Annotated in this window: 13 protein-coding genes; 8 read left to right on the top strand and 5 right to left on the bottom strand. The window is 34.2% G+C overall.

Translation table 11 applies throughout. From position 1 onward, the window contains the following. Positions 1-169 precede the first annotated feature (169 nt). From U9O96_02685 to U9O96_02670, 4 genes are all read left to right on the top strand, one after another. Positions 170-943, top strand: coding sequence for a DUF3800 domain-containing protein (locus tag U9O96_02685; GenBank protein ID MEA2054014.1), 774 nt, complete (start codon positions 170-172; stop codon positions 941-943). A 152-nt stretch (positions 944-1,095) separates the two neighbouring features. Then, the gene (locus tag U9O96_02680) at positions 1,096-1,260 is read left to right on the top strand and encodes a hypothetical protein (GenBank protein ID MEA2054013.1); all 165 of its coding nucleotides are present in this window, start codon (positions 1,096-1,098) and stop codon (positions 1,258-1,260) included. After that, a complete protein-coding gene (locus tag U9O96_02675) occupies positions 1,253-2,149 on the top strand; it encodes a site-specific DNA-methyltransferase (protein ID MEA2054012.1) in 897 nt (298 codons plus the stop codon). Before U9O96_02680 ends, U9O96_02675 begins: the two co-directional genes overlap by 8 nt. After that, a complete protein-coding gene (locus U9O96_02670; GenBank protein MEA2054011.1) occupies positions 2,139-3,236 on the top strand; it encodes a DNA methyltransferase in 1,098 nt (365 codons plus the stop codon). The genes U9O96_02675 and U9O96_02670 overlap by 11 nt, the downstream gene beginning before the upstream one ends. Here U9O96_02670 and U9O96_02665 read toward each other — a convergent pair whose 3' ends face one another. The 5 genes from U9O96_02665 to U9O96_02645 form a co-directional block, all read right to left on the bottom strand. Then, entirely contained in the window at positions 3,237-3,764 is a 528-nt protein-coding gene (locus tag U9O96_02665) for a hypothetical protein (protein ID MEA2054010.1), read from the bottom strand. Then, a complete protein-coding gene (locus U9O96_02660; GenBank protein MEA2054009.1) occupies positions 3,748-4,953 on the bottom strand; it encodes a hypothetical protein in 1,206 nt (401 codons plus the stop codon). Before U9O96_02660 ends, U9O96_02665 begins: the two co-directional genes overlap by 17 nt. Positions 4,954-5,168: 215 nt before the next feature. Then, positions 5,169-5,948, bottom strand: coding sequence for a hypothetical protein (locus U9O96_02655; protein ID MEA2054008.1), 780 nt, complete (start codon positions 5,946-5,948; stop codon positions 5,169-5,171). Beyond that, positions 5,926-6,513 (bottom strand): hypothetical protein, encoded by a 588-nt coding sequence (locus U9O96_02650; GenBank protein ID MEA2054007.1) that lies wholly within the window; start codon positions 6,511-6,513, stop codon positions 5,926-5,928. Before U9O96_02650 ends, U9O96_02655 begins: the two co-directional genes overlap by 23 nt. Before the next feature lie 196 nt (positions 6,514-6,709). Then, the gene (locus U9O96_02645; GenBank protein MEA2054006.1) at positions 6,710-6,889 is read right to left on the bottom strand and encodes a hypothetical protein; all 180 of its coding nucleotides are present in this window, start codon (positions 6,887-6,889) and stop codon (positions 6,710-6,712) included. 32 nt (positions 6,890-6,921) lie between these two features. Here U9O96_02645 and U9O96_02640 point away from each other — a divergent pair, with 32 nt between their 5' ends. The 4 genes from U9O96_02640 to U9O96_02625 all read left to right on the top strand — a co-directional run bounded on the left by U9O96_02640 (position 6,922) and on the right by U9O96_02625 (position 10,431). Next, the gene (locus tag U9O96_02640; protein MEA2054005.1) at positions 6,922-7,203 is read left to right on the top strand and encodes a nucleotidyltransferase family protein; all 282 of its coding nucleotides are present in this window, start codon (positions 6,922-6,924) and stop codon (positions 7,201-7,203) included. Then, positions 7,200-7,502 carry a DUF86 domain-containing protein gene (locus tag U9O96_02635; protein MEA2054004.1) on the top strand — a complete coding sequence of 101 codons (303 nt, stop codon included), beginning with the start codon at positions 7,200-7,202 and terminating at the stop codon, positions 7,500-7,502. Before U9O96_02640 ends, U9O96_02635 begins: the two co-directional genes overlap by 4 nt. Before the next feature lie 152 nt (positions 7,503-7,654). After that, entirely contained in the window at positions 7,655-8,734 is a 1,080-nt protein-coding gene (locus tag U9O96_02630) for an ATP-binding protein (protein MEA2054003.1), read from the top strand. Between the two features lie 548 nt (positions 8,735-9,282). After that, a complete protein-coding gene (locus U9O96_02625) occupies positions 9,283-10,431 on the top strand; it encodes an ATP-binding protein (protein ID MEA2054002.1) in 1,149 nt (382 codons plus the stop codon). Positions 10,432-10,568: the final 137 nt, after the last annotated feature.

The following is a 10,568-nucleotide window of genomic DNA, read 5'->3' as shown; positions in this document are numbered from 1 at the left end:
TGTAGATCTTCTCGAAAAATTTAAAGCAAAGGTCTATGTGATGAAGGTTATTTTGACCAAGGAAGACTGTCGAAGGCTTGGTTTAGAGCCTGAGTAGAAAGCATTCATACTTTTTACACATAGTCTATGAAAGCGTAATAAAGATATATCGGTTTGACATTGGACATCGGTGTTAGAGACTCACGTATTTATTGATGAAGCTGGAAACCCATGTCTTAACCGGGGCCAACCTAAACCATTTACTATGGGTGCTGTTGTACTCTCTAATACTCAGATAGCGGCATCAATCATCAAAGAAGCGCGTAAGATTTATAATACTTCATTAAAGAATTCAAGTAAGAAATCTTTGGATGCTGATTTCCGATTTCACGTACGTAAAAATACTTGCAATCAACAAATTGCACTCGCCAAAGCTTTAGGAGCGGATTCATCTGAACCTAAAAAGATAAAACCTGTTGGCTTAACCGCTGTCACTGCGTTTACTGACTCCGTATCATTGTATAGGGAAAAGCAAGGGACATATCTATCTGGATGTGCAGCAATAATTCGCCAGTCAGTTTATCAAGCAAGATTTACTATGGGTCTTAGAAAAACTACGGAGCGCTATCTTTGTATACACTTTGATTCATATTGGGAGTTAAATAAGAAAAATAGAGATTTATATAAAAAACTTGATTCAAAGTGTAGAAAATATACCAAACCATATGCAAAAACATTTTTCGTTGTACATAAAAAACATCACCCTGGATTTGAATTGGCAGATTTTGCAGCAAGCCACATTCGAAGAGTAATTAGGAAAAATGATAGATATTCTAATGCTTCGAGAGAAGCACTATCTTATGTCAAAAATATTTTTTATTGGAATAAATATTCGCTAATTACACCGAGAGATTATTATCTTATTCCAGATTCGTTAGAAGAACTGCTTTCTGAAGTAGTTTAGTGATATTGGGCATCTAGAAAATATCGAATAGAACGAAAAGAATTGGAAATCAAAAATCACTAGAAATTTGACAATATTAAATGATAGAAAATCTTAAATATTCCTGTAACATTAGGTAACGTATAGTTACAAAACGTAACAGGTGATAGAATATGGCAACTGTGCGAATCGACGATAAACTTCTGAAAGAAGTGCAAAACTGGTTAGATAAAAATGGGAATAAATATAGGTATCCCTCTTTGTCAGCATTTGTTAATAATGCAGTTTATGAAAAATTAAGAGAATTAAGCAGTAAAGAAGAGGCAAAAAATGAATAGTTATCTAAATAAAATAGAACGAGAGAGAAAAGCACTAGAAGAAAAGGAAATGATAGAAAAACATTGGAATAAACTCGAATTAAATCACACTAAACATAGAATTATTATCGGCGATAGTAGAAATATGAAATCTGTTAAAGATAATTCTATCCACTTAATTGTTACTTCACCACCTTATTTCAATGCAAAAATATATTCCCAATGGCCAAATTTACAAGTATATTTAGAAGATATGAAAAAAACATTTAAGGAATGTTTTAGAGTTTTAAAACCTGGTAGAAAATTCTGTTTGAATATATCTGACTTACCAGAGAAAGGAGAATCAGGAGTAAGATGGATTCCTCTTGGTGCGGAGTTGGAGAGAGTTGCACAAGAAGTTGGTTTTGAGTTAGCAGATAGAATAATCTGGTATAAAACTCCTGTTAAGGGATTTTTTTATGGCTCTTTACCTTATCCACCGTCTCCTCTAATTTGCGACAGTATGGAATATATCTATATTTTGAGGAAACCAAGTAGGCCTAATTATTTTCATGTTTCACAAGATATGAAAGAAGCGAGCAGATTAAGGAGAGATGAGTATGTAGAATTCACCAAACAAATATGGACAATAAGGAGAGTAAGATTAAAAGAGAATATAAATGGTCATATCGCACCATTTCCAGATGAGTTACCGCATAGGTGCATAAAACTATATTCCTTTATTGGAGAAACTGTGTTGGATCCATTTGGTGGAAGTGGAACAACTACCAAGATGGCAATTCAAAATAAAAGGAATTCTATTTTATATGAGATAAAGGAGGAATACTTAAAACACATAAAAGAAAAACTGAATCTGAATCAGAAAAGACTTTCGAATGATGTTGAAATCGTGATAGAATATGAAAAATAATAGTTTTATATCGTCAGTATGGGACTTTAGACAAACTCGTTTAGATGAAACTAATTATATAACCCACGATTTTTTTAGATGGTACGGTAAACTTATTCCACAATTAGTTTCTAGACTAATTAAACTGTATTCTAAAGAAAGAGATCTAGTTTTAGCAAATTTCGCTGGTAGTGGTACTGTTTTATTAGAATCGAACTTATTAAAAAGAGATTCAATCGGAATAGATTCCAATCCTCTCTCGATCTTATTATGCAAAGTAAAAACAACCCCCTTTATGCCAAATAGTGAGAAATTTTTACTAAATCTAGAAAAATATCTTTCTTCTGATGAAAAGAAGAGATTTGGAATGGACAAAGAAGATAAAAAATGGTTTGATGAGAGAGTATTTCAAGATTTAATGAATATAAAGTCAAAAATTGATGAAATCCCCATTGAAAGAGAGAGAAATTATTATCTGCTTGCTTTAGCAGGCGTTGTCAGAAAAGTATCTAGAATTGATTCAAGATGTATAAATCATATCGTTGTCAATAAAAACAAACCCGTATTAAATGTATTTTTAGAATTTAAAAATAAGATTCATGAAATGAATTCTTCGATGAGTGACTACATTAGGCTGGCTACAAATTCTAAGATAGAAATTAAACGTGGAGATGCAAGAAACTTGAAGGACATTAAAGATAATTCTATTGATTTAATAATATCTCATCCACCTTATTTAGGGTATATCAATTATTCAAATATCTTTAAATTGTCTAATAAGATTTTAGGTTATGCATATGGGGAGGTAAAACAAGATGATATATCTACTAATAGTATTTCAAGGTACATAAAGGATATGAAAAAAGCATTTGATGAAGCATGGCGGATTATCAAACCAAAGAAATATACTTGTGTAATAATTGGGGATAACAGAGTGAATGGAGAGATAATACCCACTTCATCTTATTTTATAAATTACGGATTAGAAAAAGGCTTCAAATTAAAGGATATTTTTATTTGGGTAATGAGCCAAAAAGCAGGGATGAGTATAAAAAGGAGGGGCAATTATGTAGATCATAACTACATCTTGATTTTTCGGAAGCCATAATTAATTTGTTACTATCTCTCCTATAGCCCTATTTGATTTTCTAAATATAACTTTCATAAATTTGAATGGATCAATTGTTGGATCTATTCTGGTAGGATTCCATTTATTGTCAGTTGAAACTAAGAAAGTTAGCATATCCATTCTTAAAGTATTTTGTCCACCGTGTGCTTTAGCAAGAATTATTTTTGCAGGTTTCTTAAATGGCACATTGTTTGCTTGACACACTTTTTCTAAGAGATCTATCAAAAGGTTCATTCTCTCTTTATTCTTATAAAGATTCAATAGTTTCTCTGTATCCTTTTGATTATATGCCGGTTTAGACTCAATTATTAACACATAATTAGCATTTTTAATCGCAATAATATCTGGCGATACACTACCAGTTTGTCCGCGATATCTTGGATCTTTTGCGGGATTAGGAATAGTAAATGTTCCTTGTGATCCTGGCGGATTAAAAGCTACGACGACCCATCCATGTTTTGACAACCATTCTTTTACCGCAAATGTTACATCATATTCGTCTATCATTTTCATCCTCCTTATAACAAATATAATCATCAAAAATGATTATATCTGCAATGTCCCCATATATCCTCTGTTGCTTTGATGAAGTAAACGCACAGTTATCTAAATGTTCTTTGACTTCTTCCAGCGAAATTTTTTGTGCATTTTCTATTGATATAAAAGGACAATTTTTGGTATCATGTTTAATCTCCCTGAAAGATACTTTTCTGTAATTTATGTTCTCTGCTCTCAGAATAACGTTTACCGTTCTATTACCTTCTTCATCCCTACAAAATAAATTATCAAAAGCACAGAGCATTCCAGCATAGGGATCTGTTCTAAATGGAGTGGACGGTGAATGAAGACCTTTCGGCTCAAAAATTAAAGTAAACTCATTATCAATAAACTCTTTGGTCAATTTCCCAACATCTAATCTAAATTCTTTAATCGCCTTTCCAGTTTTAATAATTCTAATGGTTTTAAGTTTGTACAATTGCTTCCATTCTTTAATTAATTCGGTTTGGCTTAGATTTTGATAATTACTTATTTCAATCATTGTCTTTTTCTGTTTCATTATTTCTTTGTCTCTTGTATAATCATACTCTGGATTTCCGAGATACTTATTGAGGAAGTAGAACCATCTCTCTATCTGCTCATCTATAAATGGTGCTGTTTGGTGCTTTTTGTCATATTTTAAGTATCCGCCTTCTTCAGGCCATAAAAAAATTAGTGTTGGATTTTTGTTTATTTTTGTTGTCCTAAGAAAAATATGATAGATAAGAGGATTCGTTTTGTAAGATACTGGTTTATAAATTCCATTTTTTCGTTCTAGCTTTGTCTTTGATCTTGGAAGAACCAAAGCAACAGGTATCATCAATTTAGATGCACCATAGATTCTTGGAAACCTTTGTAACGGGTGGTGATGTTGAGGTGTATGTGTCATAAATTCAGTTACAAAAATTATTCTTGATGTGTCTTTAGGCTCGTCAATATGCTGAATGATTATATCTGGCGTATCATATTTTATTACGGGAAGAATATGATAATCAGTTTTGTCTTCAAATACAGAAAGGATAGTATTTTTAGCATTGGTCTTTGGAATGGGTCTTAATAGAGTTCTTTCTTTTGTCTTTAACAAATCAGAGTTTAAATAAACCCATCTTGCAAGGTCATAATCCTTATCATGCCAAATAATATACATTTTTAATTTCAAATGGACAGTCTCATATAATATATAAAACTTCGTTCATATGGTTATCCATAAAAATGAGTTGCGGCGATGCGGTCTTGCAAGAAATCTTTTTGAGATTCATATCAAAGAATATATTCTCAAGGGAGAGGATTACATTACGTACTCGTATAAGTTGATGATTTGGTTGATGATTTCACATAAGAGGTTATGAGTTATGTTGGCGTAGATATTCACGATTAGCCTGTCGTTATTTTTAATAGAGCACTCTCAACAACATCAACATCTATTGCGATTATCTCGGCAACCTTTTCGATCTCCTGTTGCGTGATGGCCTCTTTGAATCTAACAATCTTCTCTTTTTTAAGGTATTTGTTTAACCATCCTTTCGTGTTAGGCAATGAAGTAAACAATAACAAAGCAGCGATATCACAGGCATCTTTGACTCTCTTATGCTCTTTGTCCCTTTGAGGGTATGACTTTATTTTCATAGCCAGCAATATGTCTGGTGTCGGAATCCATATGATCTTACCGAGATCTTTTCGCTCAATGCGGTTATTTTCCTCTGCGAATACATACACCAACAGCGGTTCATCCACAGGAGTGAATCCGAAATGTTCTCTGAAATTTGATGGTATGGTATCCACGACGAGATCCACATACATTGGGAATATCTGGTAGAGCGGTAATTTTTTGGCTCTTTCACTATCTAACACCTCGCCCGTTTCCGCATGTATCTCCTTGAACAACCTGAAAGATAGAGGCCTGAAGGACAGATCATCTATCAACTTCCTGTAAGCCCGGGCAAAAGGTGTTTTTTCCAGGTCTGACTTATTCATCTCAAATCCCAGATCAACATCTCTGGAGCCAAGATATTCTCTGCCAGTGACTGTTCTGTACTTCTTGTTGACAAGGAAGCGGACCGCCCAGCCACCCAATATGACAATCGGTTCTTCGATACGATCAATAATCTCTTTGAGGTATCTCTGGGATATTTCAATCTCCTTTCTTTCGTACATATTTCTTCACCATCATCTCGTAAGCCTCTTCACAGACACCACCCTCGATTTTCAGATCTACTAACACCTGCGGAATGGAAGCCACCCAGAGGGAATCGACCCTTCTTTTTTTGTAGAAGACATGCTCATCATAGAGAAGCATTCGCAGATTCCCTTTACCGAAGAGACCGTTCTTACTGACCCTTTCTTTCCAAGTATGAAGGTCAGTTTTATGGATGTAGATGTCGATTCTTGCTGGAAAGAGGTAATGGTTGAGCAGATTCTCTGCCAGATATGTAGTTAGGACGTATTCAAGATCTATGTTTTGAAGGAGTTCTGTCGGAGATTGGATGAAGAATTCGTAATGAATGGATTTACGGGCAATTGAGGCCCAGTACTCTAACAATGCCTCTGGTTTTACTACCTTCGTGCCCTTGATGTATCCATCCCTCTCGAGATTCTGCATGAACTCAATAGCCCAACTAATTGAACACTCGGAAAGTTTTGCGACCTTATATTTAGTCAAACTACCATCTGAATCATTCATGAGGACTCTGAGGATCCTTTCCCTTTTCACACCGTGCACAATATATCGGAAACAGCGAACATTTATAAGTATTTCCGATATATCGGAAAATCTCTTCATTTAAATATTATTCCGATACATCGTACTATTGCCGGCGTAACCCTATCGACCCTCTTCTCAAGCCAAGCAATTTAAATCTTTGCCATCGCTGGTTAAAACCTCACTGATATTTGATTGTGGATATCTATAATTCATCTCAATCAACAAACTCTCTATTTTTTATTTCTTCTTTCGCTTTTTTGTAGGATTCCATGAAATCTTTATCTGCATGAATGACTTGTGGTGAAAGTCTTACAAGAAATCTTTTTGATTCGTTATTTAACTCCTTCACCTCAAGGAGGATTGAAATTATTGATGGGATGAATTTTAAAGACAATCTTAAATATCTCTACTCCTTTTGATACAGGTATGGATATCGAAAAAATGCTTGCTCAGCACAAAAAGGAGCTTTACGAGAGGTACAAAATTAAAAAGATGGGCATATTTGGCTCTTATGTGAGAGGCGAGCAGAAAAGGAGAAGCGACGTGGATATACTGGTGGAGTTTGAAGAAGTTCCGGGTCTATTAAAATTCATTGAAATTGAAGAATATTTAAGTAAAATTTTGGGCAGGACGGTGGACTTGGTGAGAAAACCCGCTGTTCGGGAAGAATTGAGAGATAGAATCTTAAAGGAGGTTGCCTATATATGAAACGAGAACATATATTTTTCATAAAAGATATCTTGGATGCTATAGAGAAAATTGAGCAATTTGTAGGTGATATGGGTTTTGAAGAATTTGTCCAAGATGACAAAACATCGAGTGCAGTGGTAAGAAAGCTGGAAATAATTGGAGAAGCAACCAAGAATACGACTCTAACCATAAGAAAAAAATATTCGATGCTTCCTTGGAGCAGCATGGCAAAAATGAGAGATAGGTTAGTTCACGGCTATTTTGTTGTTGACCATGAAATTGTCTGGAAAGTTATTAAAGAAGAATTGCCTGCGTAGGAAACTAAGTCTTTGTAATCATCTCTTCTTGACAATAAACAAACCAAGATAATGTTTGGTTCGATAATGACATAGATCATGCCAAAGTTACTTACTAGGGGTAAGTAACTTACCGGGGGTAAGTTTTTTATCTCACTTTCTGTTACTATATCATGTATTTTGATCCCGAGCCAAAAGAGAAGAAAGAAGATTTGTACAATTTTGAAAAGGAGTACAGGGAATTATATGATTCAATAAAAAAGGGGGAAAGAATTATTGTAATCAAAGGAGTCAGGAGAATGGGAAAAACGAGTTTAATGAAAGTAGTATATAATGAATTAAAATACCCGAAAACCTTTATCGATGGAAGAGTCATTCCTCCAAAACAAAATGAAATCTTTAACATTCTTTTACAAAATTCGGTGGTAGCACTTACAGAAAATTTCATTGATTTAAAACTCAAAGACATACTCAAAGAAATAATGGTGGCCCCATTTGGAATGGGAACAACCTTTTCTTTTTCCTCAGGAATAAAAAGTTTTGAAAAGATAGGCAAAATATTAGAAAAAAGAAAATCTAAATTGGTTATATTCATTGACGAAGCCCAGAGACTTAAAGCAGGAAATATTAGTGGAATTATTGCACATTTGTTTGAGCATACAAGACATATTACTGTGGTTTTGGCAGGTTCAGAAGTTGGAATACTTGATTCAATAATAGGAGTAGATGCTGAGAGCGACCTTTATGGAAGACCAAAAAGGTTAATAAAATTAAATCGCTTAAGAAAAAAAGACGCAACGGAATTTTTACAACTTGGATTTAAGCAACATAAAAAAGAAATAAAGAAAGGTGATATAGAAAAAGCCTTAGAAATCTTTGATGGAGTAATAGGTTGGCTTACCCTTTTTGGATATTATTCAACCACCTATGGTGTAGATAAGTCTCTTAAAATAGTTAAAAAAGAAGGTAGAAAAATTACTGCAAAAGAAATAGAACATTTTCTTAAATTTAGAAAGGAAGCGAAGAGAAGATATTTGAAATTACTAGAAGCACTTTCAACCCCACTAAGATGGGTTGAAGTTAAAAGATTTTTAGAAGCTCAAGAGGGGAAAAAGATAAATGACAAAATGGTTTCAAAATATCTTCATGAATTGGAAAAATATGGGTTTATCAACAGGAGCAAAGAAAGAAAATATTTGGTAGCAGACCCAATGATTAAGGAAGGCGTGTTTTTACTTACCAGGGGTAAGTAACTTACCAGGGGTAAGTTTTTTATTTCTATTTAGTTGGGAGTATCTTATAACTCATTTCAATCAGTAAACTCTCTATTTTTTATTTCTTCTTTTGCTTTTTTATAAGATTTCATGAAATCTTTATCCTGCATAAATTCGAGAGATTCGGCGATGGCATTGAATTTTTTTGCAAAATCCTTTACAATTCATTTTTAAACAAAACTTATAACTAACCACCATTTGTGCTGTGTGAATTGTGACCTTACAAAAAGTAAATGAAAGGATCATTGGGTCATTCACAATTTTTAATAACTGATTCCCTAAACTTTTACAATTTGCTTAAAACGAATTTTCTTTTATTTTCTCCAAATATTTCTCCAAATCTTTGTAATCATCTCTTCTTGACAATAAACAAATTCCTATAAATTCATTTAGCAGTTCCTTTGTATTCCCTGCAGAATATATTCTCAAGAGAATGCAAAAAATATATGCTGAAAAGAATATATTCTGACTAGAATGTAAATAATATATACCGAAAAGAATATATTCCCTGCAGAATATATCAAAATATGGAATATTTTAGATACGGGAGACCTGTGACAGGCAAATACTTTGTCAATCGAGAGAAGGAGTTGAAAAAAATTCGTAGCATATTAAGTGAGATACCAAAAGGCGGTGGAAACAACATAGCACTCATTGGTCTAAGGCGTACTGGAAAGACTTCCTTGCTGAAAAATTTGAAATTAGATTTTGAGGGCGTAATTCCCGTTTTTATAGACTGCTATGGAATGCCGTCCAAGGCTCTACTTTCCCGTCAGTTGATAGACATGGCATTGAAGGCATACGTGGAAAAAACAGGAGATAAGGCGTATCGTCGTAAGATTGAGAAAATGATAAAGCAAAAAGCATCCGACATTCTAAACAAGATATCTGAAACTGAGTTATCGATAGTACGCTATGCAAGCATAAGGATTGGCTTTAGGGAAGGAAAAGATCAACAAGAATTGCTCGATGACGCATTAAATTACATAGAAAATCTTGCCAAGGAAAAAGGTGTTTATTTCGTTCTAATGGTGGATGAATTCGCAGATATAGCAATCAGGTGGGGAGTTGAATGGGTAAAGCGATTGAGAACCATAACCCAGCATCAAGAAAAGGTCTTCTATATACTCTCATCATCAGCCGTAACCTACATGACGGAACTTGTTTATTCCAAAGATTCCGCTTTTTACAGGCAACTTACACCAATAAAGTTGGGGGCATTTACAGAAGATGTTGTGAGAGAGTACGTAAATAAACGACTTAGGATTGAAGAAGAGGCTCTCAATGGATATACACGGTTGACAGGATGTTTTCCAGACTACATACAGAGACTTGGCCATATTATTATGCACACCCACGGTAGAAAGAATGTGACTCTTGGAGATGTTAAGAAATGCTATGAGGAAATGCTATGGAATCTTGATTCTGAATTCAGACAGACATTAGGGAGACTCAATGAGAAATCCGCGAGATATGGTGAGATTATCATAGCAGTAACAAACAATAATAGGCCATCTGCAATTGCAAAGAGCATGGGTATGAATCTAAGTTCTCTACCAAAATATTTGGAATATTTGATGAGTATAGGTATTATGGAAAAAAAGGACGGTTACCACCTAACTGATCCGGTATTTGAATCATGGATAAAGAGAAACTTTGTTACCTCCTCTGTATAAGGTTACCATCAAGTTAACTACTCCGGGCTGAAGCCCGAAGCGTATCACATGGGACTGGCAAAATCAATGAGTGTCATTTGACTTTCTGTTCTGATGCTCTGATAATAATCATAATCAACATTCGTCCAATGCTTTCC

Source organism: Candidatus Thermoplasmatota archaeon (assembly GCA_034660695.1).
Taxonomy (GTDB): Archaea; Thermoplasmatota; E2; order UBA202; family DSCA01; genus JAYEJS01.
This window is presented reverse-complemented; position numbering and strand designations above follow the sequence as displayed.

Coding starts and splice junctions, on each gene's coding strand:
- U9O96_02630 (MEA2054003.1), top strand. CDS start 7,655: ATGTATTTTGATCCCGAGCCAAAAGAGAAGAAAGAAGATTTGTACAAT.
- U9O96_02640 (MEA2054005.1), top strand. CDS start 6,922: ATGGATATCGAAAAAATGCTTGCTCAGCACAAAAAGGAGCTTTACGAG.
- U9O96_02635 (MEA2054004.1), top strand. CDS start 7,200: ATGAAACGAGAACATATATTTTTCATAAAAGATATCTTGGATGCTATA.
- U9O96_02665 (MEA2054010.1), bottom strand. CDS start 3,764: ATGATAGACGAATATGATGTAACATTTGCGGTAAAAGAATGGTTGTCA.
- U9O96_02625 (MEA2054002.1), top strand. CDS start 9,283: ATGGAATATTTTAGATACGGGAGACCTGTGACAGGCAAATACTTTGTC.
- U9O96_02675 (MEA2054012.1), top strand. CDS start 1,253: ATGAATAGTTATCTAAATAAAATAGAACGAGAGAGAAAAGCACTAGAA.
- U9O96_02655 (MEA2054008.1), bottom strand. CDS start 5,948: ATGTACGAAAGAAAGGAGATTGAAATATCCCAGAGATACCTCAAAGAG.
- U9O96_02680 (MEA2054013.1), top strand. CDS start 1,096: ATGGCAACTGTGCGAATCGACGATAAACTTCTGAAAGAAGTGCAAAAC.
- U9O96_02670 (MEA2054011.1), top strand. CDS start 2,139: ATGAAAAATAATAGTTTTATATCGTCAGTATGGGACTTTAGACAAACT.